Origin of the sequence: Pseudomonas sp. p1(2021b), assembly GCF_020151015.1 — a bacterium.
Classification (GTDB): Bacteria; Pseudomonadota; Gammaproteobacteria; order Pseudomonadales; family Pseudomonadaceae; genus Aquipseudomonas; species Aquipseudomonas putida_K.
In genome coordinates, this window is sequence record NZ_CP083746.1 from 116,467 (window position 1) to 143,269 (window position 26,803).

Annotated in this window: 15 protein-coding genes, 2 tRNA genes and 4 rRNA genes; 8 read left to right on the forward strand and 13 right to left on the reverse strand. The window is 59.3% G+C overall.

Annotated elements, in window-relative coordinates:
- Window positions 1-332: 332 nt before the first annotated feature.
- The 5 genes from K8374_RS00560 to K8374_RS00580 form a co-directional block, all read right to left on the reverse strand.
- Complete coding sequence (locus tag K8374_RS00560; protein WP_084855151.1) at window positions 333-1,826, reverse strand: acetyl-CoA hydrolase/transferase family protein; 1,494 nt, start codon at window positions 1,824-1,826, stop codon at window positions 333-335.
- 230 nt (window positions 1,827-2,056) lie between these two features.
- Complete coding sequence (locus tag K8374_RS00565; protein ID WP_084855150.1) at window positions 2,057-3,493, reverse strand: NAD(P)(+) transhydrogenase (Re/Si-specific) subunit beta; 1,437 nt, start codon at window positions 3,491-3,493, stop codon at window positions 2,057-2,059.
- A gap of 2 nt (window positions 3,494-3,495) precedes the next feature.
- Entirely contained in the window at window positions 3,496-3,810 is a 315-nt protein-coding gene (locus K8374_RS00570) for an NAD(P) transhydrogenase subunit alpha (protein WP_008097413.1), read from the reverse strand.
- An 11-nt stretch (window positions 3,811-3,821) separates the two neighbouring features.
- Window positions 3,822-4,943: a Re/Si-specific NAD(P)(+) transhydrogenase subunit alpha gene (locus K8374_RS00575; protein WP_084855149.1), complete on the reverse strand. Its 1,122-nt coding sequence runs from the start codon at window positions 4,941-4,943 to the stop codon at window positions 3,822-3,824.
- A gap of 422 nt (window positions 4,944-5,365) precedes the next feature.
- Complete coding sequence (locus tag K8374_RS00580; protein ID WP_224457560.1) at window positions 5,366-6,283, reverse strand: LysR family transcriptional regulator; 918 nt, start codon at window positions 6,281-6,283, stop codon at window positions 5,366-5,368.
- Window positions 6,284-6,447: 164 nt separating this feature from the next.
- Between K8374_RS00580 and K8374_RS00585 the strand changes: the two genes are divergently transcribed.
- From K8374_RS00585 to rrf (K8374_RS00620), 8 genes are all read left to right on the forward strand, one after another.
- Window positions 6,448-7,629 (forward strand): acyl-CoA dehydrogenase, encoded by a 1,182-nt coding sequence (locus K8374_RS00585; protein ID WP_224457561.1) that lies wholly within the window; start codon window positions 6,448-6,450, stop codon window positions 7,627-7,629.
- 15 nt (window positions 7,630-7,644) lie between these two features.
- Window positions 7,645-8,865 carry a CaiB/BaiF CoA transferase family protein gene (locus K8374_RS00590; protein ID WP_224457562.1) on the forward strand — a complete coding sequence of 407 codons (1,221 nt, stop codon included), beginning with the start codon at window positions 7,645-7,647 and terminating at the stop codon, window positions 8,863-8,865.
- Window positions 8,866-9,419: 554 nt separating this feature from the next.
- Window positions 9,420-10,955 (forward strand): 16S ribosomal RNA (locus tag K8374_RS00595).
- A gap of 85 nt (window positions 10,956-11,040) precedes the next feature.
- Window positions 11,041-11,117, forward strand: a tRNA-Ile gene (locus tag K8374_RS00600).
- Between the two features lie 21 nt (window positions 11,118-11,138).
- Window positions 11,139-11,214 (forward strand) — tRNA-Ala (locus tag K8374_RS00605).
- 241 nt (window positions 11,215-11,455) lie between these two features.
- Window positions 11,456-14,346 (forward strand): 23S ribosomal RNA (locus tag K8374_RS00610).
- 127 nt (window positions 14,347-14,473) lie between these two features.
- Window positions 14,474-14,589 (forward strand): 5S ribosomal RNA (rrf, locus tag K8374_RS00615).
- Between the two features lie 109 nt (window positions 14,590-14,698).
- Window positions 14,699-14,814: ribosomal RNA gene (rrf, locus tag K8374_RS00620) — 5S ribosomal RNA — on the forward strand.
- The 16S, 23S and 5S rRNA genes sit together here with 2 tRNA genes alongside, the layout of an rRNA operon.
- 224 nt (window positions 14,815-15,038) lie before the next feature.
- Here the strand turns inward: rrf (K8374_RS00620) and K8374_RS00625 are convergent.
- The 8 genes from K8374_RS00625 to K8374_RS00660 form a co-directional block, all read right to left on the reverse strand.
- Window positions 15,039-16,223, reverse strand: coding sequence for a PepSY-associated TM helix domain-containing protein (locus K8374_RS00625; protein ID WP_224457563.1), 1,185 nt, complete (start codon window positions 16,221-16,223; stop codon window positions 15,039-15,041).
- 81 nt (window positions 16,224-16,304) lie between these two features.
- Complete coding sequence (locus tag K8374_RS00630) at window positions 16,305-18,674, reverse strand: TonB-dependent siderophore receptor (RefSeq protein WP_224459237.1); 2,370 nt, start codon at window positions 18,672-18,674, stop codon at window positions 16,305-16,307.
- 220 nt (window positions 18,675-18,894) lie between these two features.
- A complete protein-coding gene (locus K8374_RS00635) occupies window positions 18,895-19,863 on the reverse strand; it encodes a FecR family protein (RefSeq protein ID WP_224457564.1) in 969 nt (322 codons plus the stop codon).
- A 4-nt stretch (window positions 19,864-19,867) separates the two neighbouring features.
- A complete protein-coding gene (locus K8374_RS00640; protein WP_224457565.1) occupies window positions 19,868-20,368 on the reverse strand; it encodes a sigma-70 family RNA polymerase sigma factor in 501 nt (166 codons plus the stop codon).
- 144 nt (window positions 20,369-20,512) lie between these two features.
- Window positions 20,513-20,980: an SRPBCC family protein gene (locus K8374_RS00645; protein WP_224457566.1), complete on the reverse strand. Its 468-nt coding sequence runs from the start codon at window positions 20,978-20,980 to the stop codon at window positions 20,513-20,515.
- 30 nt (window positions 20,981-21,010) lie between these two features.
- The gene (locus K8374_RS00650; RefSeq protein WP_224457567.1) at window positions 21,011-24,442 is read right to left on the reverse strand and encodes an amino acid adenylation domain-containing protein; all 3,432 of its coding nucleotides are present in this window, start codon (window positions 24,440-24,442) and stop codon (window positions 21,011-21,013) included.
- A gap of 10 nt (window positions 24,443-24,452) precedes the next feature.
- A complete protein-coding gene (locus tag K8374_RS00655; RefSeq protein ID WP_224457568.1) occupies window positions 24,453-25,382 on the reverse strand; it encodes a diiron oxygenase in 930 nt (309 codons plus the stop codon).
- On the reverse strand, window positions 25,379-26,155 hold the full coding sequence (locus K8374_RS00660; protein WP_224457569.1) for a DUF3050 domain-containing protein: 777 nt from the start codon (window positions 26,153-26,155) through the stop codon (window positions 25,379-25,381). The genes K8374_RS00655 and K8374_RS00660 overlap by 4 nt, the downstream gene beginning before the upstream one ends.
- Between the last annotated feature and the right edge of the window lie 648 nt (window positions 26,156-26,803).

Below are 26,803 nucleotides of genomic sequence, written 5' to 3' on the forward strand. Positions count from 1 at the left end.
AGATACAGTTCATCTGTATTGCGATGGCTCAGTTAACTGTTTAACCCGACTGTTGCACTTGAAATTGGCGCAACTGTACTGGTCAGCACTGATTTGGTGCATTTTTAAGTCGTGAAGGAATTTGCAAGGCGGGAAAGCCGGTTATTTACCGGTACAGTTGAACAGTTTTTTGGTTTCTGTTCGAGGTTGTTTTGAAACTGTGGTGGTCGTTTGTAGGAGCGGGCTTGTCCCGCGATCAAGGGCGAAGCCCTTTGCCATGAAAACGTGATGGCAGGGCAGCCTGATCGTGGGGCAAGCCCGCTCCTACAGGGTTCAATCAAGACAGCTGCGGATCAGCTGGCGAGCATGCGTCCGCTTTCTTCCAGGTTCTCGTGCCAGCTCAGCGCCTCGCGCAGGATGTGCGGGGTATGGCCGCCACGCTGGCAGGCACGGTCGAAGTAGTCGTTGAGCGCAGCGCGGTAGTCTGGGTGCACGCAGTTGTCGATGATCGCCCGGGCACGTTCGCGTGGCGCCAGGCCACGCAGGTCGGCCAGGCCTTGCTCGGTGACGAGGATATCCACGTCGTGCTCGGTGTGGTCGACATGGCTGACCATCGGAACCACGCTGGAAATCGCACCGCCCTTGGCGATCGACTTGGTGACGAACACCGCCAGGTGGGCATTGCGGGCGAAGTCGCCGGAGCCACCGATGCCGTTCATCATCTTGGTGCCGCAGACGTGGGTCGAGTTGACGTTGCCATAGATGTCGAACTCAAGCGCAGTGTTGATGCCGATGATCCCCAGGCGGCGCACCACTTCCGGGTGGTTGGAGATCTCTTGCGGGCGCAGCACGAGCTTGTCCTTGTAACGCTCCAGGTTGCCGAACACATCGGCATTGCGGCGCGTCGACAGGGTGATCGAGCTGCCCGAGGCGAAGCGCAGCTTGCCGGCGTCGATCAGGTCGAAGGTCGAGTCCTGCAGGACTTCGGAGTACATGGTCAGGTCTTCGAACGGCGACTCGATCAGGCCGCACATCACCGCGTTGGCAATGCTGCCGATGCCAGCCTGCAGCGGGCCGAGCTTGTTGGTCATGCGGCCTGCGTCCACTTCGCGCTTGAAGAAGTCGATCAGGTGATCGGCGATGGCCTGGGTCTCGTGGTCCGGTGGCAGCACGGTGGACGGCGAGTCCGGCTGGTCGCTGATGACGATGCCGACGATCTTCGCCGGGTCGATCGGAATGGCGGTGCTGCCGATGCGGTCGTCCACCTTCACCAACGGGATCGGGGTGCGAGTCGGGCGGTAGGTGGGGATATAGATGTCGTGCAGGCCTTCGAGGTTGGCATTGTGCGACAGGTTGATCTCGACGATGACCTGCTTGGCGAAGATCGCGAAGCTGGCCGAGTTGCCCACCGAGGTGGTCGGCACGATGTGGCCTTGTTCGGTGATCGCTACCGCTTCGATGACTGCGATGTCCGGCAGCTTGAGTTGCTGGTTGCGCAGTTGCTCGACGGTTTCCGACAGGTGCTGGTCGATGAACATCACCTGGCCGTCATTGATGGCCTTGCGCAGGGTGCTGTCCACCTGGAATGGCATGCGCCGGGCCAGGACACCGGCCTCGGTCAGCTGCTTGTCCAGGTCGTTACCCAGGCTGGCGCCGGTCATCAGGCTGATCTTCAGGGGCGATTGCCTGGCGCGTTCGGCCAGGGCATGGGGCACGGCCTTGGCTTCGCCGGCGCGGGTGAAACCGCTCATGCCGACGGTCATGCCGTCCTGGATCAGGCCAGCGGCATCAGCCGCACTCATTACCTTGCTGTGCAGGGAGGACAAGCGGATACGATCACGGTACATGGATTGTTATCTCGGGCTACTGAAGCTACTGGAGCGCAGTCTAGAGATTTCACCCGGTGCCGTCCCGCGACCATGGTCGTAGGCGAAGGCTGGAAATAGAGCCGTTGATCTGGATCACATAAATGCGAAAGCCCCCGGGAAGGTCGTTCCCGGAGGCTGTTCAAACGGCTGCGCTGGCCTTATCGCCGGCTTGCCGGCCATGGGCTGCAAATCGCCCCGGAAGAGGCGTGTTACTCGACCGCCTTGACCATGTCCTCGATCACCTTCTTGGCATCGCCGAACACCATCATGGTCTTGTCCAGGTAGAACAGTTCGTTGTCCAGCCCAGCATAACCGCTGGCCATGGAGCGCTTGTTGACGATGATGGTCTTGGCCTTGAACGCCTCGAGGATCGGCATGCCGGCGATAGGCGACTTGGGGTCGTTCTTCGCAGCAGGGTTGACCACGTCGTTGGCGCCCAGCACCAGCACCACGTCGGCCTGGCCGAAGTCGGCGTTGATGTCTTCCATCTCGAACACCTGGTCGTATGGCACCTCGGCTTCGGCCAGCAGCACGTTCATGTGCCCGGGCATACGGCCTGCCACCGGGTGGATCGCATACTTCACGTTCACCCCGTTGTGGGTCAGCTTCTCGGTCAGCTCCTTGAGCGCATGCTGGGCGCGGGCCACCGCCAGGCCGTAGCCAGGAACGATGATCACGCTGTCGGCGTTGCTCAGCAGGAAGGTAGCATCGTCGGCCGAGCCGGACTTCACCGGGCGCTGCTCCTTGGAGCCGGCAGCTGCGCCTGCGTCTACATCGGCGCCGAAGCCGCCGAGGATGACGTTGAAGAACGAGCGGTTCATCGCCTTGCACATGATGTAGGAGAGGATTGCACCGGACGAGCCCACCAGGGAGCCTGCGATGATCAGCATCGAATTGTTCAGCGAGAAGCCGATACCCGCCGCGGCCCAGCCCGAGTAGCTGTTGAGCATCGACACCACCACCGGCATGTCGGCGCCGCCGATCGGGATGATGATCAGCACGCCCATGATGAAGGCCAGGGCCAGCATCAGGGTGAAGGCGCTGTAATGGCCGGTGAAGGTGAACAGCAGGCCCAGGGCGATGGTGGTCAGGCCCAGGATCAGGTTCAGCTTGTGCTGGCCGGCGAACTGTACCGGTGCGCCCTGGAACAGGCGGAACTTGTACTTGCCAGACAGCTTGCCGAAGGCGATCACCGAGCCGGAGAAGGTGATGGCACCGATCGCCGCGCCGAGGAACAGCTCCAGGCGGTTGCCGGTGGGGATCGGGTCGCTGATGCTGGCGACGATGCCCAGCGATTGCGGTTCGAGTACTGCGGCGATGGCGATGAACACCGCTGCCAGGCCGATCATGCTGTGCATGAAGGCGACCAGTTCAGGCATCTTGGTCATTTCCACGCGCTTGGCCATGATCGAGCCGGCGGTACCGCCGATCAGCAGGCCGACGATCACGTAGCCGATGCCGGCGGTGGCCAGCTCGGCACCGAGCTTGTAGATGAGGCCGACGGTGGTGAGGATCGCGATCCCCATCCCGATCATGCCGAACAGGTTGCCCCGACGCGACGTCGTCGGGTGCGACAGCCCCTTGAGCGCCTGGATGAAGCAGACCGAGGCGACCAGGTAGAGAAGCGTTACCAGATTCATGCTCATGCTTACTTCTGCGCCTCGTTCTTGGTTTTCTTCTTGAACATTTCCAGCATGCGGCGGGTGACCAGGAAGCCACCGAAGACGTTGACCGCCGCCAGGGCCACGGCCAGGGTCCCCATCACCTTGCCTGCAGGGGTGACAGTCAGGGCGGCAGCCAGCATGGCGCCGACGATGACGATTGCGGAAATGGCGTTGGTGACGGCCATCAACGGCGTATGCAGGGCCGGGGTGACGTTCCAGACCACGTGGTAGCCCACATAGATGGCCAGCACGAAGATGATCAGGTTGTAGATGCCATGGGAAATCAGCATGTCTTCCATTGTCGTGCTCCTTAGCCGTTCTTGCGCACGACCTGGCCGTCGCGGCACATCAGGCACGCGGCGACGATGTCGTCTTCGAGGTTGATGACCAGCGCGCCGTCCTTGTCGAACAGCAGCTTCATGAAGTCCAGCAGGTTGCGTGCATACAGCGCCGAGGCGTCCGCAGCCACCTGGGCCGGTAGGTTGGTCGGGCCGACGATGGTCACGCCGTTCTCCACGACTACTTGGTCCGGTACGGTCAGCGGGCAGTTGCCGCCCTGGGCGGCAGCCAGGTCGATGACCACTGCGCCGGGCTTCATCTGCGCGACGGTTTCCGCACTGAGCAGGGTTGGCGCCTTGCGCCCCGGGATCAACGCGGTGGTGATGACGATGTCGGACTGCTTGGCGCGCTCGTGCACCGCTTGGGCCTGGCGCTGCATCCAGCTGGCCGGCATGGGGCGGGCGTAACCGCCGACGCCTTCGGCGCACTCGCGCTCTTCATCGGTTTCGTAGGGAACATCGATGAACTTGGCGCCGAGCGACTCGATCTGCTCCTTGACTGCCGGGCGCACGTCCGAGGCCTCGATCACCGCCCCCAGGCGCTTGGCCGTGGCGATGGCCTGCAGGCCAGCGACGCCAGCGCCGAGGATCAGCACGCGAGCAGCTTTCACGGTACCTGCGGCGGTCATCAGCATGGGCATGAAGCGCGGGTAGTGATGGGCAGCCAGCAACACGGCCTTGTAGCCGGCAATATTGGCCTGGGACGACAGCACGTCCAGGCTCTGGGCGCGCGATGTGCGTGGCGCGGCCTCGAGGGCGAAGGCGGTAATGCCGCGCTCGGCCATCTTGGCGATCAGTTCGCTGTTGAACGGGTTGAGCATGCCGACCAGTAGGCTGCCGCTGTTGATCTGGGCGAGCTCCTGGTCGTTGGGGGCGACTACCTTGAGGACCAACTGCGCGCCGAAGGCATCGGCGGCATTGCCCAGGGAGGCGCCAACGGCTTCATAGGCACTGTCCGGAATGCTGGCGTTGAGCCCTGCCCCCCGTTGGACGGTGACCTGATGCCCCTGGCCAACCAGCTTCTTGATGGTTTCCGGGGTAGCGGCGACCCGCGTTTCGCCCGTCTGCGTCTCGAGAGGAACACCAATGTGCACGACTTTGTCTCCTGCGGTGACCTTTTGTCTTTGTTGAAACCAGTGCACTTCGGGTGGTGCATCTGGAGCGGCCGTTCAGCAACGAACCCGCCTGAATCCCGGGCGGGCCGAGCATTTTGCAGACGAACCGAAGGGGCTTCAACCGGTTCTGGAGCGATACGAAGCCAAAACTACAAGTCACCCTGTGACCGTATGTCGCAACGATTCGAAAGCAGCCCGTCAAATGCGGGCAATTCAGAGATTACGGCAAAATTTGCAATTTTTTGTAGGCGTTGCGCGGATACGTTCGTGGATGTCGCAAATAAACCCTGAAAGCCGCGTGGTTGGGAGGCTTGAGTGCATTTTTCGGATAAGCAGGAACAGTTTGTTTATTCGCGACAATTCCTTATATCTGTAGGTGTTTAAAATAATTGACTACAGAGTCAGGAATGAAGGTCGTCACGGTGGGTCGCGGTATAGCGTGCGGCCTGTTCTACCAGCCAGTCGCGGAAGGCCCGAAGCGAGGCGGATTCCACCTTGCGCTCCGGAATCATCAGGTAGTAGGCCTTGGCGCTGGTCAGGGCCTGGCGGTTGGCGATGACCAGCCTGCCCTCCTCCAGCTCGCGCTGGATGAGGAACGGCGGAATCAGTGCAATGCCCATCTCGTGCATGGCTGCCTGGGCCAGCATGGAGAATAGCTCATAGCGTGGGCCTGTCATGTCGCGTTCCACGGTCATGCCCAGTGTGCCGAACCATTGGCGCCAGGCGTAGGGCCTGGTGGTTTGCTGCAGCAGTGGCAACTCGGCGATGCGCTGTGCCTCCAGGCTGGCCTGCCCTCCCAACAGCGTCGGGTTGCATACGGGCACCGGGTTTTCGCCCATCAGCCGGTGGGACTGGGTGCCGGACCAGTCCGCGTCCCCGAAATAGATGGCGGCATCGAAGGCTGTATCGGCGAACAGGAACGGACGCGTGCGGTTGGTGAGGTTGACCGTGACTTCCGGATGACGCTGTTGGAAATCCTTCAACCGCGGCAGCAGCCATTGCGTGCCGAATGTCGGCACCACGGCCAGTTCGATCACGTTGGCGCCCTGCTGACGCATCACCGACAAAGTGTCTCGTTCCACAGCGTCCAGTTGCGCAGCCACTTGGCGGCTGTAGGAAAGGCCGGCCTCGGTCAGCTTTACGCCGCGGCGAGAACGCCTGAACAGCTCGACATTGAGAAAGGCTTCCAGGCCGCCGATCTGGCGACAAACGGCCCCTTGCGTCAAGGCCAGTTCCTGCGCCGCCTTGGTGAAGCTCTCGTGGCGGGCGGCCGCTTCGAAGCAGACCAGGGCCGTGGTGCTGGGGATCTTGCGGCGCATGTACGTTAACCTCACTTCTTGGGTGTTGAATATGGCGTTTTTTGCCATTTCGGAGTGACAAAATATCACTAAACCGTGCGCAATCCTCGTTTGTCCCCGCGGCTGATCAGGCCTAGGATCAAGGCACAAGACATTTTCGTTCCCACATTTCGAGGAATTCGCTCATGGCCGGTAAAGCAAGCTTCAACTGGATCGACCCGCTGCTGCTCGACCAGCAGCTCACTGAAGAAGAGCGCATGGTTCGGGACAGCGCCTATCAGTTCGCCCAGGACAAGCTGGCCCCCCGCGTGCTGGAGGCCTTCCGCCACGAGCAGACCGACCCTGCGATTTTCCGCGAAATGGGCGAAGTCGGCCTGCTGGGTGCGACGATTCCGGTCGAGTACGGTGGCAGCGGTTTGAATTATGTGTGCTACGGCCTGATCGCCCGTGAGGTGGAGCGCATCGACTCTGGCTACCGCTCGATGATGAGCGTGCAGTCGTCGTTGGTGATGGTGCCGATCAATGAGTTCGGCAGCGAAGCGCAGAAACAGAAGTACCTGCCCAAGCTGGCCACCGGCGAGTGGATCGGCTGCTTCGGCCTGACCGAGCCCAACCATGGTTCCGACCCAGGCTCGATGATCACCCGTGCACGCTCGGTCGACGGCGGCTACCGCCTGACCGGCAGCAAGATGTGGATCACCAACAGCCCGATCGCCGACGTGTTCGTGGTCTGGGCCAAGGATGATGCCGGCGATATCCGCGGCTTCATCCTCGAGAAGGGCTGGGAAGGCCTGAGCGCTCCGGCCATCCATGGCAAAGTTGGCCTGCGTGCGTCGATCACCGGTGAAATCGTCATGGACAACGTGTTCGTGCCGCAAGAGAACATCTTCCCCGAAGTGCGAGGCCTCAAAGGCCCGTTCACCTGCCTGAACTCGGCCCGCTATGGCATCTCCTGGGGCGCGCTGGGTGCGGCCGAGGCGTGCTGGCATACCGCTCGCCAGTACACCCTGGACCGCAAGCAGTTCGGCCGCCCGCTGGCTGCCAACCAGCTGATCCAGAAGAAGCTGGCCGATATGCAGACCGAGATCACCCTGGCCCTGCAAGGCTGCCTGCGCCTGGGCCGGATGAAGGACGAAGGCACCGCAGCAGTGGAAATCACCTCGATCATGAAGCGCAACTCCTGCGGCAAGGCCCTGGATATCGCGCGTATGGCTCGCGACATGCTCGGCGGCAATGGCATCTCCGACGAGTTCGGTGTGGCCCGTCACCTGGTCAACCTCGAGGTGGTGAATACCTACGAAGGCACCCATGACGTCCATGCGCTGATCCTTGGCCGCGCCCAGACCGGCATCCAGGCGTTCTACTGATCGGAGGAGCCTGCCATGGGGGCACTATCACATCTGCGGGTGCTGGACCTTTCGCGCGTGCTGGCGGGGCCTTGGTCCGGCCAGATCCTTGCCGACCTTGGGGCTGACGTGATCAAGGTCGAGCGCCCTGGCACGGGTGACGACACCCGCTCCTGGGGGCCACCCTTCCTCAAGGATGCCCAGGGCGAGAACACCAGTGAGGCGGCTTACTACCTGTCGGCCAACCGCAACAAGCGCTCGGTGACCATCGACTTCACCCAGCCGGACGGCCAGCGCCTGGTGCGCGAGTTGGCGGCGAAGTCGGATATTGTCATAGAGAACTTCAAGGTGGGTGGGTTGGCCGCCTATGGGCTGGACTACGAGAGCCTGAAAGCGGTCAACCCGAAGCTTATCTATTGCTCGATCACTGGATTCGGGCAAACCGGGCCTTACGCCAAGCGTGCGGGCTATGACTTCATGATCCAGGGGCTGGGTGGGCTGATGAGCCTGACCGGGCGTCCTGAAGGTGAAGAGGGGGCTGGCCCTATAAAGGTTGGCGTTGCCTTGACCGACATCCTGACCGGGCTCTACTCGACGGTCGCGATCCTGGCGGCTCTGGCCTATCGTGACCAGACTGGCGTCGGTCAGCATGTCGATATGGCGCTGCTGGATGTGCAAGTCGCCTGCCTGGCGAACCAGGCGATGAACTACCTCACCACGGGCACGCCGCCACGGCGCCTGGGGAACGCTCATCCGAACATCGTGCCTTACCAGGACTTCCCGACGGCGGATGGTAATTTCATCCTCACCGTGGGCAACGATGGGCAGTTCCGCAAGTTCGCCGAAGTGGCCGGGCAGCCGCAGTGGGCGGACGATCCGCGCTTTGCCACCAACAAGCAGCGGGTTGCCAACCGTGCCGAACTGATTCCATTGATTCGCCAGGCCACGGTGTTCAAGACCACGGCCGAATGGGTCAGCGAACTGGAAAAGGCCGGCGTGCCCTGCGGGCCGATCAACGACCTGGCGCAGATGTTCCAGGACCCGCAGGTGCTGGCCCGAGGCTTGGCGCTGAATATCGCCCACCCGCTGGCGGGCAGTGTGCCGCAGGTGGCGAGCCCTATTCGGTTGTCCGAAACACCGGTGGAATATCGCCAGGCCCCTCCTTTGCTGGGTGAGCATACCAATGCGGTACTGGAGGAGGTGTTGGGGATGGATGTCGAGGCGGTACAGCGCTTGCGGGGTGCTGGGGTGCTGTGAACGGCGGGTAGCCATATAAGCAGCGGGAAGGCCGAAAGGCTTTCCCGTTTTGTTTTTCGGCGATATTAAAGTTTTTTGAAAATAACGGTTGACGTGCCGTTTCAGAGGCCTATAATGCGCCCCACTTCCGACGCAGTCGAAACGCAAAACTCCTTGAGATTCAATGGGTTGAACGCTTCAGGTAGTATCGGAAGGCTTCGGTCTCACAGATCGGCAGCGGTGAAAAAGGCAGTTGACAGCAGGTTTTAACGCTGTATGATTCGCCTCCCGCTACGAGAGATCGCGGCGCGTTAAGCGGTTGAAGTTGAACGAAAAACTTCAAAATAAACGCTTGACAGACTCTGAGGAAAGCGTAGAATGCGCGGCCTCGGTTGAGCAAAGCGCTTAACCAAATCGCTCTTTAACAATCGAATCAAGCAATTCGTGTGGGTGCTTGTGAGTACGGTCTGATAGTCGCCAAGATTATCAGCATCACAAGTGGCCATGCGAGAAATCACATAGTCATTTGAGATTGCTGAGCCAAGTTTAGGGTTTCTTAAAACCCAAGCAGTATTGAACTGAAGAGTTTGATCATGGCTCAGATTGAACGCTGGCGGCAGGCCTAACACATGCAAGTCGAGCGGATGACGGGAGCTTGCTCCTTGATTCAGCGGCGGACGGGTGAGTAATGCCTAGGAATCTGCCTGGTAGTGGGGGACAACGTTCCGAAAGGGGCGCTAATACCGCATACGTCCTACGGGAGAAAGTGGGGATCTTCGGACCTCACGCTATCAGATGAGCCTAGGTCGGATTAGCTAGTTGGTGAGGTAATGGCTCACCAAGGCGACGATCCGTAACTGGTCTGAGAGGATGATCAGTCACACTGGAACTGAGACACGGTCCAGACTCCTACGGGAGGCAGCAGTGGGGAATATTGGACAATGGGCGAAAGCCTGATCCAGCCATGCCGCGTGTGTGAAGAAGGTCTTCGGATTGTAAAGCACTTTAAGTTGGGAGGAAGGGCAGTAAGTTAATACCTTGCTGTTTTGACGTTACCGACAGAATAAGCACCGGCTAACTCTGTGCCAGCAGCCGCGGTAATACAGAGGGTGCAAGCGTTAATCGGAATTACTGGGCGTAAAGCGCGCGTAGGTGGTTCGTTAAGTTGGATGTGAAAGCCCCGGGCTCAACCTGGGAACTGCATCCAAAACTGGCGAGCTAGAGTATGGTAGAGGGTGGTGGAATTTCCTGTGTAGCGGTGAAATGCGTAGATATAGGAAGGAACACCAGTGGCGAAGGCGACCACCTGGACTGATACTGACACTGAGGTGCGAAAGCGTGGGGAGCAAACAGGATTAGATACCCTGGTAGTCCACGCCGTAAACGATGTCAACTAGCCGTTGGAATCCTTGAGATTTTAGTGGCGCAGCTAACGCATTAAGTTGACCGCCTGGGGAGTACGGCCGCAAGGTTAAAACTCAAATGAATTGACGGGGGCCCGCACAAGCGGTGGAGCATGTGGTTTAATTCGAAGCAACGCGAAGAACCTTACCAGGCCTTGACATGCAGAGAACTTTCCAGAGATGGATCGGTGCCTTCGGGAACTCTGACACAGGTGCTGCATGGCTGTCGTCAGCTCGTGTCGTGAGATGTTGGGTTAAGTCCCGTAACGAGCGCAACCCTTGTCCTTAGTTACCAGCACGTCATGGTGGGCACTCTAAGGAGACTGCCGGTGACAAACCGGAGGAAGGTGGGGATGACGTCAAGTCATCATGGCCCTTACGGCCTGGGCTACACACGTGCTACAATGGTCGGTACAGAGGGTTGCCAAGCCGCGAGGTGGAGCTAATCTCACAAAACCGATCGTAGTCCGGATCGCAGTCTGCAACTCGACTGCGTGAAGTCGGAATCGCTAGTAATCGCGAATCAGAATGTCGCGGTGAATACGTTCCCGGGCCTTGTACACACCGCCCGTCACACCATGGGAGTGGGTTGCACCAGAAGTAGCTAGTCTAACCTTCGGGAGGACGGTTACCACGGTGTGATTCATGACTGGGGTGAAGTCGTAACAAGGTAGCCGTAGGGGAACCTGCGGCTGGATCACCTCCTTAATCGAAGACATCAGCCTGCTGATGAGCTCCCACACGAATTGCTTGATTCCTTGAAGAAGACGATGCTGTAACGCGACCCTGTTATAGGTCTGTAGCTCAGTTGGTTAGAGCGCACCCCTGATAAGGGTGAGGTCGGCAGTTCAAATCTGCCCAGACCTACCATTCGCTGGGTGCAGAGACGACGGGGCCATAGCTCAGCTGGGAGAGCGCCTGCCTTGCACGCAGGAGGTCAGCGGTTCGATCCCGCTTGGCTCCACCATTTGCTTTGCTGCACAGTTACCTGCAGAACTTAGAAATGAGCATTCCGCTGCGAATGTTGATTTCTGACTTTTGTCAGATCGTTCTTTAAAAATTCGGATATGTGATAGATAGACTGATGACCACTTTCACTGGTGGGCCATCAGGCTAAGGTAAAATTTGTGAGTTGCTCGCAAGAGCATCAATGCGAATTTTCGGCGAATGTCGTCTTCACAGTATAACCAGATTGCTTGGGGTTATATGGTCAAGTGAAGAAGCGCATACGGTGGATGCCTTGGCAGTCAGAGGCGATGAAAGACGTGGTAGCCTGCGATAAGCTTTGGGGAGTCGGCAAACAGACTGTGATCCAGAGATCTCTGAATGGGGGAACCCACCTAGGATAACCTAGGTATCTTGCACTGAATACATAGGTGTAAGAGGCGAACCAGGGGAACTGAAACATCTAAGTACCCTGAGGAAAAGAAATCAACCGAGATTCCCTTAGTAGTGGCGAGCGAACGGGGACCAGCCCTTAAGCTGGCTTGAGATTAGTGGAACGCTCTGGAAAGTGCGGCCATAGTGGGTGATAGCCCCGTACACGAAAATCTCTTGCCAGTGAAATCGAGTAGGACGGAGCACGAGAAACTTTGTCTGAACATGGGGGGACCATCCTCCAAGGCTAAATACTACTGACTGACCGATAGTGAACCAGTACCGTGAGGAAAGGCGAAAAGAACCCCGGAGAGGGAGTGAAATAGAACCTGAAACCGTATGCGTACAAGCAGTGGGAGCCTACTTTGTTAGGTGACTGCGTACCTTTTGTATAATGGGTCAGCGACTTATATTCAGTGGCGAGCTTAACCGAATAGGGGAGGCGTAGCGAAAGCGAGTCTTAATAGGGCGTTTAGTCGCTGGGTATAGACCCGAAACCGGGCGATCTATCCATGGGCAGGTTGAAGGTTAGGTAACACTGACTGGAGGACCGAACCGACTACCGTTGAAAAGTTAGCGGATGACCTGTGGATCGGAGTGAAAGGCTAATCAAGCTCGGAGATAGCTGGTTCTCCTCGAAAGCTATTTAGGTAGCGCCTCATGTATCACTCCAGGGGGTAGAGCACTGTTTCGGCTAGGGGGTCATCCCGACTTACCAAACCGATGCAAACTCCGAATACCTGGAAGTGCCGAGCATGGGAGACACACGGCGGGTGCTAACGTCCGTCGTGAAAAGGGAAACAACCCAGACCGTCAGCTAAGGTCCCAAAGTCATGGTTAAGTGGGAAACGATGTGGGAAGGCTTAGACAGCTAGGAGGTTGGCTTAGAAGCAGCCATCCTTTAAAGAAAGCGTAATAGCTCACTAGTCGAGTCGGCCTGCGCGGAAGATGTAACGGGGCTCAAACCATGCACCGAAGCTACGGGTATCACCTTAGGGTGATGCGGTAGAGGAGCGTTCTGTAAGCCTGTGAAGGTGAGTTGAGAAGCTTGCTGGAGGTATCAGAAGTGCGAATGCTGACATGAGTAACGACAATGCGAGTGAAAAACTCGCACGCCGAAAGACCAAGGTTTCCTGCGCAACGTTAATCGACGCAGGGTTAGTCGGTCCCTAAGGCGAGGCTGAAAAGCGTAGTCGATGGAAAACAGGTTAATATTCCTGTACTTCCAGTTATTGCGATGGAGGGACGGAGAAGGCTAGGCCAGCTTGGCGTTGGTTGTCCAAGTTTAAGGTGGTAGGCTGAAATCTTAGGCAAATCCGGGATTTCAAGGCCGAGAGCTGATGACGAGTTGCCTTCAGGCGACGAAGTGGTTGATGCCATGCTTCCAAGAAAAGCTCCTAAGCTTCAGATAACTGGGAACCGTACCCCAAACCGACACAGGTGGTCGGGTAGAGAATACCAAGGCGCTTGAGAGAACTCGGGTGAAGGAACTAGGCAAAATGGCACCGTAACTTCGGGAGAAGGTGCGCCGGCGAGGGTGAAGGACTTGCTCCGTAAGCCCATGCCGGTCGAAGATACCAGGCCGCTGCGACTGTTTATTAAAAACACAGCACTCTGCAAACACGAAAGTGGACGTATAGGGTGTGACGCCTGCCCGGTGCCGGAAGGTTAATTGATGGGGTTAGCGCAAGCGAAGCTCTTGATCGAAGCCCCGGTAAACGGCGGCCGTAACTATAACGGTCCTAAGGTAGCGAAATTCCTTGTCGGGTAAGTTCCGACCTGCACGAATGGCGTAACGATGGCGGCGCTGTCTCCACCCGAGACTCAGTGAAATTGAAATCGCTGTGAAGATGCAGTGTATCCGCGGCTAGACGGAAAGACCCCGTGAACCTTTACTATAGCTTTGCACTGGACTTTGAGCTTGCTTGTGTAGGATAGGTGGGAGGCTTTGAAGTGGGGACGCCAGTTCTCATGGAGCCATCCTTGAAATACCACCCTGGCAACCTTGAGGTTCTAACTCAGGTCCGTGATCCGGATCGAGGACAGTGTATGGTGGGTAGTTTGACTGGGGCGGTCTCCTCCCAAAGAGTAACGGAGGAGTACGAAGGTGCGCTCAGACCGGTCGGAAATCGGTCGCAGAGTATAAAGGCAAAAGCGCGCTTGACTGCGAGACCCACACGTCGAGCAGGTACGAAAGTAGGTCTTAGTGATCCGGTGGTTCTGTATGGAAGGGCCATCGCTCAACGGATAAAAGGTACTCCGGGGATAACAGGCTGATACCGCCCAAGAGTTCATATCGACGGCGGTGTTTGGCACCTCGATGTCGGCTCATCACATCCTGGGGCTGAAGCCGGTCCCAAGGGTATGGCTGTTCGCCATTTAAAGTGGTACGCGAGCTGGGTTTAGAACGTCGTGAGACAGTTCGGTCCCTATCTGCCGTGGACGTTTGAGATTTGAGAGGGGCTGCTCCTAGTACGAGAGGACCGGAGTGGACGAACCTCTGGTGTTCCGGTTGTCACGCCAGTGGCATTGCCGGGTAGCTATGTTCGGAAGAGATAACCGCTGAAAGCATCTAAGCGGGAAACTTGCCTCAAGATGAGATCTCACTGGGATCTTGAATCCCCTGAAGGGCCGTCGAAGACTACGACGTTGATAGGTCGGGTGTGTAAGCGCTGTGAGGCGTTGAGCTAACCGATACTAATTGCCCGTGAGGCTTGACCATATAACACCCAAGCAATTTGCTGTTGAGAATTGCGGTGGTGAAGACGAACGAACCGAAAGTTTGCATCACAAATTCACATATCCGAATTGGCTGGCATGTCCATCTGGACGTTCTGGCAACAGAATTTCTTGACGACCATAGAGCATTGGAACCACCTGATCCCATCCCGAACTCAGCAGTGAAACGATGCATCGCCGATGGTAGTGTGGGGCTTCCCCATGTGAGAGTAGGTCATCGTCAAGATTCATTTCGCAAAACCCCTATCTGCGTGAGCAGGTAGGGGTTTTGTCTTTAAGTAGAGAGACCAGAGATTCGCCGGCACGTCCTGAGGACGGGCTAGCACACAGAATTTCTTGACGACCATAGAGCGTTGGAACCACCTGATCCCATCCCGAACTCAGCAGTGAAACGACGCATCGCCGATGGTAGTGTGGGGCTTCCCCATGTGAGAGTAGGTCATCGTCAAGATTCATTTCGCAAAACCCCTATCTGCGTGAGCAGGTAGGGGTTTTGTCTTTCCGCTCTCCAAAAGACTCACGCCTCCCCTGTAGGAGCGGCCTTGTGCCGCGAATCGGGCGCGCAGCGCACGTGGGTCCAGGCAGCGCGGTGCACCAGGGTGATCGAGGTTGGTAAGGTAACGGCCGCTACGCGCCCGATTCGCGGCACAAGGCCGCTCCTACAGCGGGCCGGGTTCAACGTACCTTGATCCTGCGCAGCCTGCTGCTACGCCTGGCCTGCAGCTTGCGCCACCAGATATACACCCCGGTGATCGAAAGCACCGCTATCACCACCCCCAGAATCGCAATCAGCACCTGCCCGGTAACCCCAATGATGCGTCCCCCATGGATGGGTAATTGCAAGCGGTAGAACTGTTCTCCCAGTGTTCCCTGACCGGCGATCTCCTGGCCTAACAATCGCCCATCGGTGCCGTGGAAGAACAACCAGGACTTACCATGCGCATCGGTATCGTGCTGGCCAAAACCTGCGCCATAGAAGTTGTATTCGAAGCTGTAGTAGAGCTCGCCTATCGGCGCGGTCAGCCCTAACCGCGCGCCTTCCTCCTGGGCTAGCTGATACGCTTGTTGGTAAGTCAGCTGGGTCACCCCCAGCGCCTCTTTCGGCATTGCGCCTCGGGCTTCGTAGACGCTCGGTTCGATCGGTGAGAAAAGCGATACCGCTGGCTTGAACACTTGTGCAGGCAAGTTCATCGCCACGCTGCTGATCGCGATGGGTAATAGCAACAGCCACAACCACAAGCCACTCGCCCTGTGGACATCCATGTTCAACCGATAGGTATGACCGCCCTTGATCTTCCAGGCCGTGGCCCACTTGCGCCAGAACGGTCGACCACGGGGCAGGGTGAGCAACACGGCAATGAAGCAGTCCAGCACCCAGAGGATGGCCACCACACCCATCAACAGGACGCCCCAATTGCCAGGCAAGGTCAGGCTGTAATGCAGTTCCAGGATGAACGGCATGAAGTTCTCGCGAGAGAAGCAGCATTCGCCCCAATAGCGCTGACCGAGTGTTTCGCCGCTGACCGGATCGAGGTAGAAGACCGTGTTCTTTTCGTCATAGGGCTGGCCAGACTGCGGATCGTTGCGCGGTACCATGGCCAAGAGCGCGGAGTGCCCGGGCTCCTGTGGATATTCCATGTACCAGACCTGCAGACGGGGATGTTCGCTCTGTACCTTATCCACAAGCACGCCCGGCTGTTGAAGCGTGCCTACGGCCGACGCTTCATAGAAGCCTGGGTTGAGCCATTCATCGATTTCATGATGGAAGGCCAGCAAACTGCCAGTCAGGCCGGCCAGCGCAAGAAACACTGCGGTGACCAAGCCCAGGTAGCGATGCAGCAGGACATAGCATTGACGCATGGAAACGGGACTCCGATAAAACGCCAGAAACGAAAAAGCCAGCCCCTGGTTCAGGCGCTGGCTTCATGCACGGAAAGTGGGTCAGAACTGATAGCTGACCGTGGCGCTGACATTGCGTTCTTCGCCCATGTAGCAGTAGTTCAGGCTTGCGCAGGAGGCGACATAGGACTCGTTGGTCAGGTTGTTGGCATTCAGGCGCACATCCATGCCCTTGAGGCCAACCTTGCCCAGGTCGTAGCCGATGGATGCGTCGAACAGGGTGTAGGAGGGCACCTTCATGCTGTTTTCCGCGTCGACCCAGCTGTACCCCACGTAACGGACCCCACCGCCCAGGCGCAGGCCATCCAGGGAGCCCTGGTTGAAGTTGTAATCAGCCCAGAGCGAGTACATCTGTTCAGGCGCCTGGGTCGGTGAATTGCCCTTGTTGTCCAGGCCTGGCGTCACCAGGCTGGGCATTGCCTTGGTGTACTCGACGTTCGTGTAGGTGTAGCCACCGATCAGCTTGAGGTTATCGGTGACTTGCACATGAGCCTCGAGCTCCAGGCCTTGGGAGCGCACTTCACCCACGGCACGATAGAACTCTTCGTCCGGTTGCTTGGAGGCCAGGTTTTCCTGTTCGATGCGGAACACCGAGGCCGTGAACAGGTTATCGGTACCCGGTGGCTGGTACTTGATACCGGCTTCCCATTGCGTGCCTTCGGTAGGCGCCAGCGGGCGGCCGTCCTGGTCGGAAACGGTGTTGGGGTTGAACGACTCGGAATAGCTCACATAGGGCGCAATACCATTCTCGAACAGGTAGAGCACGCCGGCCCGGGTCGTGAACTTGGAACGGTCGTCGTTGACCTTGGTGTCGGTATCGCGGTTTTCCTCGGACACCTTCACCCAGTCCTGGCGCAGGCCAAGGGAAAAGCGCCACTGATCCAGCTCGACCAAGTCCTGCAGGTACACGCCGGTTTGCTGCAGACGTCGCAGGTAATTGTTCTCACCCAGAATCTGCAGGTTGCCGTTGCCATATTGCGGGTTGCTGGCGTCCAACGGGTCGACCGTGCCATAGCGCCAGGCGACATCGGCTTTGCGCCGCTGGTAGTCGGCACCGAGCAGCACGGTGTGCTTGGCAGCCCCGGTGAAGAATTCCGCCTGAAGCATGTTGTCGATGATGAATGAATGCAGGCGCTCGTCACCACCGGTATAGGCCCGGTTGAGGATATTGCTGGTGGCATCGGCCCAGCCGGCCGAATAGACCTGGTCCATCGAAACATCCGAATCCTGGTAGCGGAAGTTCTGACGCGCCGTGAAGACATCGTTGAAGCGATGCTCGAATTGATAGCTGAATGACTGCTGGGTGCGCTCGTAGTTGTCGATCCCGGGCTCACCTTCGAAGAAATGGTCGGAAAGACGCAGCCCATTACGCGGGTGGAGCATGCCATCGGCCGGGTTACCGCCGTGGTAGCCACCATTGGGGTCGTGTTGCAGGTAAGCCTGCAAGGTCAGCGAGGTGTCTTCGCTGAAGTCGATGCTCACCGCAGGGGCGATGGCATAACGCTCTTCCTTGTTGTGGTCGAACTGTGTGTCGGAGGCATCGGCAAGGCCGGTCAGGCGGTAGGCGATGCGTTTGTCGTCATCCAAGGGCCCGCTGAAGTCGAACCCCATGCCGCGTTGCCCTTGGGTGCCCACGGTGCCCTGGATTTGGTGATACGCATCGAACAGCGGTTTCTTGGTGGTCAACGCGACCAGGCCACCGGGTGAGCTGCGGCCGTACAGCACGGAGGAGGGGCCCTTGAGGATATCGATACGTTCGAGGAAATACGGGTCTACCTGCATGGTGCTGTAGGTGCCGTTGTCGCCCATGGACTTCAGGCCATCGACATAAATGTTGTCCACGGAGCCATCGTTGAAGCCGCGCATGGCGACATAGTCGTAGCGGTGGGTCGCGCCATAGGGATTGGTCAGCACACCCGGTGTGTAGCGCATGGCCTGGGCGACGGTCTGTGAACCCTGGTCGTCCATCTGTTGGCGAGTGACCACCGACACCGACTGGGTGGTTTCCAGTATCGGCATGCTGGTTTTGGTCGCCACCTGACTGTGTGTGGCGTTATAGCCTTCCATGCTGCCCAGGGCATTGCCGAGGGTGAAGGCGCGCACGTCGGTGCTTGGCAGGGCAAGCGCCGCATCCTCGGGCTGGGCGCGCAACACATAGCTGCGACCATCCTGGCTGACCGCTTCCAGGCCAGTGCCATTGAGCAGCTGGCGTAGAGCCTGGTCCGTGGAATAGTGCCCTTGCAACCCCGGGGATTGCAGCGCGCCAGTCAGTTGTGGGGTACTGGAAAGAGTGATGCCAGCTTGGCGCGCGAATTGGTTGAGTACAGTGTCCAGGCTCCCTGCGGGAATCGCATAGGGCTGGCTGACGCTTACCGGCTCGGCAGCCATGGCCAGCGGCGCAATGCCGGCCATGCCGAGGGTGGTGCCGAGCAGGGCGGCGCGTATCGCCTTTCCGAGCAATATTGAATCCAAGACAGGTCGAAACTCATTCGTATTTATGGGTTTCAGCAAGGGCTGGGCGTCTGGCATGGGTAGGGTCCGTGAAAATCGATTAGGGCTGAAGGCGTTGCTTACAGTCCTAGCCGGACCTGAAGGAAAAACCCGCCAGAAAGTGTTAGAGAAATATAAGAAATCAAGCCAGCCGTTCTACCCGGACCCACCAACGTGTGCGCAGGCGAAGTGTAATTGGCAGCGTCTGTGGCAGCAGCCCAAGCAGTTTGTCGGTGTCTTCCAGGCGGAACACACCGGAAAGGCGTAGGTCGGCAACGTCATCGCTGCAGCCGAGATAGCCATGACGATACCGGGCGACTTCTGCGAGAAAGTCGACCAGGCGCATATTACGGGTGACGATCAGCCCTTCGGCCCAGGCGCTGGCGTCCATCGTGGGGTGTTCGATCAGCCGGACGCCCTGGTGGTCGAGACGCCAAGTCTGCCCGCTGGTGAGCCACGACAACGGACCGCCCGCCGCGTGATGCATGGCCACCTTGCCTGTACTGACGCTGACACGGGTGCAATCAGTGTCCTGGCGCACCACGAAACGGCCGTCGAAGCCTTCGAGCAGCGCATCGCGGGTTTCCACCAGAAGTGGGCGTCCATGGGCCTGCTGGGTGTTGCAGGTGAGCATCAGCTCGCCCTGCCTGAGGCGCACAAGCCGCTTGTGCTCATCGAAGGCCAGGTCAGCGGTGCTGCGGGTGTTGAGCTGCAACTGCGAGCCGTCTGGTAGCGTGAATGTGCGGCGTTCGCCGGTACTGGTCGCGAAGTCCGATGTCCAGTTGCTCAGCAGTTGCAGGTCCTTGGCCAGCCAGGCAGCCGAGCCTGCCAGGGCGACACCGCTCAACAGGGTCAGGGCCTGGCGTCGGTGCAGGCGGCGTTGGCTGGTCTCCAGGGTTTGCAGGGCGACGCTGGCGCCAGGGATGGTGCGAAGGTTGAGCTCCTGATGCAGGCTGGTGACCCGCTGCCAGGCCAGCTCGTGATCATGATGCGCTTTGCGCCATTGCTCGCACTGCATCAGCAGGCTGGGGTTCTGGCCGCTTTCACGCAGGCGCAGCATCCAGTGGATCGCCTGCTTCACCACCTTGGGCGAGGGATTGTTGATGCCCATCGTTTCAGGGCTCGTCTTCATAGCGCAGCAGATAGCAATGATAGAGCGCATCCGCTACGTAGCGTTCGACGGAGCGCAGGGAGATACCCATCTGTTCGGCAATGGCTTTGTGGCTCAGCCCATCGCATTGAGCCAGGAGGAAGGCGCGACGCACCTTGGGCTTGAGACCTTCGAGCATGCGTGCGATGCGTTCGAGCAATTCCAGCATGAGTTCGCGGGTTTCGGCACAGGGTACCTCGGCCTGCGGCGCATGGGCGAGCGCTTCGAAGTAGGCGCGCTCCAACTCCTCGCGGCGCCAATGGTCGATCACCAGGCCCCGTGCAACGGTCCTTAAGAAGGCACGGGGCGCATTGAGCTCCAGCTGCTCGCGTTGCAGCAGGCGAACGAAGGTGTCCTGGGCTAGGTCCGCCGCGTCGGCAGCATTGCCGAGCTTGCTGCGCAGCCAGGTATACAGCCAACCATGGTGGTGGTTGTAGAGCGTGTGCACAGAGTCTCTGGAAGGCATGGAGGCGCACTGCGGTGATGGGCATGAATGATAATTAGTCTCATTGTTGGCGGGATGGCGTTTTTTTGCAACAGCCCGCGGGTGCTATCGTCGCGCCATCCATCATAAAAGGGCTCCGCCGGCCAACGGCCGGCGGAGGCACGCTTAGCTCAGCAGGTTCTTCACATTGTGCATGGCCTCGTCGGCGAAGCCCTGAAGAAACGCCTGGAACCCCGGCAGCGCCTCGGCCCCACCTTCCCATGGCTCGGCCTGGATGGTCCAGGTGGCCCGGCTGTGGGTATCGTCGAGGGCTTTGACCTGCATCGCCGCCCACAGGTTGCCGATATTCAAACTGGTGTAGATCAGGCTCCAGGTCATATACATGGCCTGCTCGTCCCGAGCGTTCAACTGCTCGATGACCACATTGCCGTCCTTGAACAGTTTCTTGCGGATGGAGCGCACGCCGCTACCGGTCATCTCGATGTGCGAGAGTGCGGGAATGAATACCGGGAACCCTGCGAAATTGCCCACGATGCTCCACACGCTGGTGGCGGGAGCTGCGATGTCCACATGGGCCACAACCTGGCAGCCTTCGGGGTTACGGATCAGGGTATCGGGTTTGAGGGTTTGCATGTGCATTGCTCCTGTTGTGGATAAAAGTGATCAGATGAAACCGATATCGCTCAGATGGCGGCAGCCCAGGCGCAGCAGCGCCGGGCTTTTGGCCGGATAGCAGGCCCCCATGCGCTGCACGCCGGCACGGGCATTGGTGTGTTCGATGGCGCTGATATCGCCGATGTCTTCGCCGAACCCTTCGAGGTAGAAGCCCAGGACATCGAACAGGGCGTTGTCGCGGTCGACCCGGTGCAGTTGACGTTGCCACTGCTCTACCGAGACCAGGTCGAACCTGTGCCCCTGCTCCTGGAAAGCCGCCACGTAGTCACGCCAGCGCAATGGCTCGGGGTTGTGCAGGTTGAACACCCACGCATTGGCCTGGTGGCGGCTGGCATGGAAGCCGATGAAGCGGGCCAGGAAATCCACTGGCATGAGGTCGAAGTCGATCGCCAGGTCCGGCACCAGGCCCAGTTGCAGCGAGCCCTTGAGCATGAGCATCAGGCGGTTGCGCTGGGGTTGGCAGATGCCGTTGCGGCTGTCGAAGGTGATGTTCCCTGGGCGGAACAGGTTGACCCACACGCCCTGGCCGCGGGCGCGCTGGAGAATGCGCTCACCGACCCATTTGCTCAGGTTGTAGCCGTTGCGGATGTAGATCGGCGCAGTGGCCGCCGGTGCTTGTTCGAGCACGCGTCCATCAGCATCCACCGCACTGCAGGCAGAAAGGGTCGAGACGAAGTTGAAGATCTTCTTGCGCCGCCCTTCGCACAGGCGCAGGCATTCGAACAGAGGTTCGATGTTGTCTGCAGCCAGGGCCTGGTAATCCAGCACATGGTTGACCTGCGCGGCGTTGTGCAACAGCGCGCCATAGTGGCTGTCCAGGTAGTCGTAGTCGCTTTCGCACAGGCCCAGGCGCGGCTGGCGCAAATCGGCGTCGAACACCCGCAGGCGGCTTGAATCCAGAGAGAGGCCGTTCTCCTCGATGGCCTGGGCGAAGCGTTCGCTAGCCGACTGGCCATCGCTGCTGCGCACCAGGCAGGCCACTTCGGTGGCGCCCCAGGCGAGCAGGGCTTCGACCAAGTGTACGCCGAGGAAGCTGTTGGCGCCGGTGACAATGACCTTGTGTACATCGCCCAGACAGTCCATCGGCAGTACTTGCAGGCCCAGTTCGCGATTGGCGTCCTGTTCCAGGCGCTCAAGCGGTCGTTCCTGTGGAGCCTCGGGGCGGTCGATCAGTTCGGCCAGGCGTTGCAGCGTTGGTCGTTCGATGAAGTGGTTGATCGGTACACCGTGGCCGAACTGCTGACGCACCTCCAGCAGCAGACGTGACAGCAGAATCGAGTGGCCACCCAGGTTGAAGAAGCTGTCGTGCGTGGATATCTGCGTTTCAGGCAACTCCAGCAGCTCGCTCCAAAGGTTGCACAAACGCTGCTCGGTCGCTGTACCAGGTACCGATCGCTCGTGCACCGGCAGCGCCAAGGGCCGTGCATGCAGGGCCTTGCGGTCGACCTTGCCGTTGGCGGTATAAGGCATGTGCTGCAGGACTTGGTAGAACGCTGGCCGCATGTAGTCGGGCAACTGCTGTTCGGCATGGGCACGCAGCGCGGCTTCGGCCCCGGTGTGGGCTGGCTGTGCGACGAAGGCCAGGACGCGTCGCTGGTCGTCGATCACCACGGCGACCTGGGCGAACAGGTTGCTGGCGCGCAGGCAGTGCTCGATCTCTTCCGGTTCGACCCGGAAACCGCGGATCTTCACTTGGTTGTCTCGTCGACCGCAGAGCTCGATGCCTTGCGCTGTCCATTGGGCGATATCGCCGGTACGGTAGGTCTGCAGGTTGCGTCCATCCGGCAAGCGCAGCTCGACGAAGCGTTCTGCAGTCAGCGCAGGGTTGTTCAGGTAGCCAAGCCCCACACCCGGCCCGCTGATGTACAGCTCGCCCGGGGTACGCTCACACACCGGGCGCAGATCGTCATCGAGGATCAGTACCTGGGTGTTGGCGATCGGTGTGCCAAGGTTACGGTTGCTGTCGCCGGGGGTGAACGTGCGGGTGGTGGCCAGCACTGTGGTTTCGGTCGGGCCATAGATATTGTGCATCCGGCACTGCCCGGCGAGGCGGGCAATGACCTGCGGCTCGCACACATCGCCACCGGTGATCAGATGGTGCAGGCCAAGGTGCTCGTCAGTGGGCAGGATGCTCAGCAGCGCGGGGGGCAGGAAGGCATGGCTGACTTCCTGGCTGTGGATAAGCCGTACCAGTTGTACCGGATCACGGCGCTGTTCCTCGCTGGGTACCACCAGTTCGGCGCCATGGGTGAAGGTCGGCAGAATGTCGAGCAGCGATGCATCGAAGCCGATGGTGGAAAACTGCAGGACCCGGCTGTTGGCATCGAGCGATACGTGATCGGCATACCAACTCGTGAAATGGGTGAGGTTGCGCTGGCTGAGCAGCACGCCCTTGGGCTGTCCCGTGGTGCCTGAGGTGTAGATCGCAACGCAAGGGGCATCCAGGGCGAGCTGGCGCACCTGCAGCGAAGGCAGTTGTCGCTCCGTCACTTCTGCCAGTGTGCGCACATCCAACCCAGGCATGCCGCCATGAACCTGCCCATCATGCAGAAGGGCGCAGGCGCCGGCATCGTCCAGGATGCGTTGGCGCCGTTCGAACGGAGTGGCCGGATCCAGCGGCAGGTACACCGCGGCGCAGCCGAGCACTGCCAGCAGGCTGGCATACAGTGCAGGTGACTTGGCCATGCAGACCGCAATTACCACCGGTCGTCCGTCAGCGCTGGGCAGCAGGGGCAGCAGTGCGCGCTGGATACCGACGGCCTGGGCGTGCAGTTGCCGATAGCAAGTACGCGTACCGTTCTCATTGAGAGCCGGTTGGGCGGCGAAGCGGTGCAGGCTCAGCTCGAGCCGGTCCATCAGGCAGGTTTCCGCTTTCTCCAGCAGGTCTGCCCGGAGGGTGCGGTTGAAGGGGTGGCGGTGTGCCAATGACTCCAGCCAACCCAACCCGTGTTCACGCTCCTGCAAGGCCGAGCCGAGCTGCGGGGCGTGTTCCAAGTATTGCGGGTCACGGGCGAAGCGCGTCACCACCGAGGCCAGCAGGTCCTCCAAGGCCAGCAAGGCCTCCTGCCGTAGCTGCTGGCCGTTGCCGGAGGCTGGGGTTTGCAGTGCTACGCGCTCGATCAGCCGTTGGGTATCGCCATCGGCGTACCAGCACAGGAGCTCGACGGCAGGCAGGACTCCCGCATAGCTCGCGCCCACGCGAAGCTTGAGCAACGGCGTGGCTCCTACCCCGCGCCGGTCGAGTTCGCGCAGTGAAAGGCTGCCATCGTCCACTACCAGGTGCGTGGCCTTGGCCGAGGCGGAACGCCAATCGTCCGGCGTTTGCACCACCGTCGTTCGATGAGCGTGCTCCTCGAGCAGGCTGGTCAGTTGTCGTATGGCGGGGCTGCTGCCCACCAGGAGTATGTCGAGGCGTCTCATGACGGCTTCCTCAAGGCAGATAGTTACGTAGCGCGTCCTGTACGCAGGGCGACTCGAGCATCGAGCTGCTGCGCAGGAAGCGCAGGATGTTGCCCAGCAGCGGATGCTGGTGATTGATCGGGTAGGCCAGGCTGCGGACTTCTTCGCGCAAGGCCTGGCGAACGTCCTGTGCCACCGGCAAGGCCTCGATCAACTGGAAATCGAATGCTTGTTGCAGATCGTTGGTCAGGTATTGGCCAAGGAACACAGGCAAGACATTCGCGATGGCTTCACGGTCGGGTTGGGGAGCGGTGTGCCAGTAGATCCGCGTCAGGCGTGTCCAGAAGCTGGAATGGCGACCTTCATCGAGCAGGTGGTCGGCCATCAGGCCCTTGATCGAAGGCTTGACCGTATCGTCGCGGGAAAAGGCGGCGACATCGTCGGTCAAGGTGTTTTCGGCTATTCCCACACAGATGAGCTCCATGGCGTCACGCAACCGCTCAGGGACTTCGGCCAGCGCTGCGGGGATGGCCCGGCTGAGTTCGATCTGTCGAGGCAGGGCGATCGGCTCGATGCCAGTCATGGCGATGGTCTGCTGGAGGAAGTCCATGGCCACCAGCGCGTGGTAGTCCTCATCCACGACAACGGTCATGGCGTCGTAGCGGCAGGCATTGGGGAACGGTATGGCGAAGCGTTCCTTGGCGATGCGCCGTGCGGTGCTATCGACGATTTCGGTCTCGAAGATCACGACGTCGTTGATGAACTTGTAGAGGCTCTGTACCAACACGAAATCGCGTAGTTGCGGGCATTCGCGCTGGAAGGTGGCGCTGAGTACCAGCGGTTGACGGCAGAGTGGATAGATCAGTCGCTGGTCGTTCTCCAACAGTCGGCGCGGCCGGGTGCGGATGGTTGCCCGTGCTTCCCACACATCGGCGAACGAACTGTACTTGGGTGCGCTCATTGGGCCACCTCGCCGAGTGCGGCGTGAAGCTGGGTTCGCACCCGGTCCCACAGAGCCATCCGGTTATCCACGGCAGTAATGGCGGCCTGATACACCTCTGCCAGGCGCTGCGGGTCGCCCTCGACCAGCCGGGCCAGCAGCCGTTCCGCCGCAGGGCCATGGTCTTGCGAGTCGACTTCAATATGGCGTTGCAGGTAATAGCGGAAGGTCGGGGCCTGTTCGCTACCGATATCCCATTGATCGAGGATCTGCTGGAACATCGTCGGGATGACGCTTTCGCGTCCATGCAGGAATGCAGCGGCCACATGATGACGAGGGGCGTCGAGTGCAACGCTCAGGGTCTGGCGAACGAAACGCTGGGCGGCGTCCGGGGCACCACAGCGCTGCAGGGCGTCCAGGTAGTGAATGCCTTGCTGCTGAAGTGCAACGAATTGCTCGATGGCTGTAGTGTTCGCGCCTACTTCCCGCATGGCATCCAGATACAGTTCGAAATGGCTGTAGTAGCCACGATCGACACGGTCATCGGATTCCTCGCCCAGGACGATCTCGTTGATCAGGCGGGCTGCTGCCGGGTCCACCGGTGGCAACCAGGGCAGGCTGACGCAGGTGAGTTCAAGTTGCAGGCGTTTGGTCAATGACATGAAGTCCCATACTGCGAATACATGGGTTTCCATGAAGCGTCGCAATACCGTCAAAGACGTAATTTCGGAAAAGACGGGGTGTTTGGAAAGTTGCTGTTTTTTGAGCGACAGCGTCTCGTGCAGTGAGTGCATGGTGAATTCCTTCGGTCATGTTTTCCAATGAGGTTGTTTTGTTGGCTTTTAATGCGTCATATTTATTAAGGGCGTGCGAAGGCCTCGAGGAAGAATTCGATGATGAATAGGCGTTGATATCCGCAGGCATTGGCATGCATTGCGATGGTCGCCGGCGCGCTGGTGGCCGGCTGACGGGATAAAAGTTAGAACAATTGCAAAGTTGCCTGCAATTATTTTTTTATATTTTTTGAACTTTCAATTTATTATGGGCGAGCGAGTTCGATAAAACTTTTGGCGAAGTTTTATTTGGCAAAAAAGTGCTCCTTCCGATAATAAGTATCAGAAAATTCTGAAGTTATAGGTGAATAGGTCACCCAAGCACTTGGTAAATAAGACGTTCGGAATTGGAAATTTTGGGGGCTGTTGTCTACTGTGCCCCGGTCGCTGGCCCCTCCTGATGAACGATTGGAAGGCAACGATCCAGCCTGCCCGATGGCGATCAGCATCGTTGCGAGGTGTAGAGTGGGCCGAAATGCTGGGCACTGCCATGCCGGTGGGCGAGGATTGCGAAAAGACCGGAAGGATGAGGGGGCGGCGAGGCTTGGGGAGGCAAGAAACCTATCGGTGTGCGACGGGAGGGGAGAAAGGCTTTGAGGGGTATCAGCG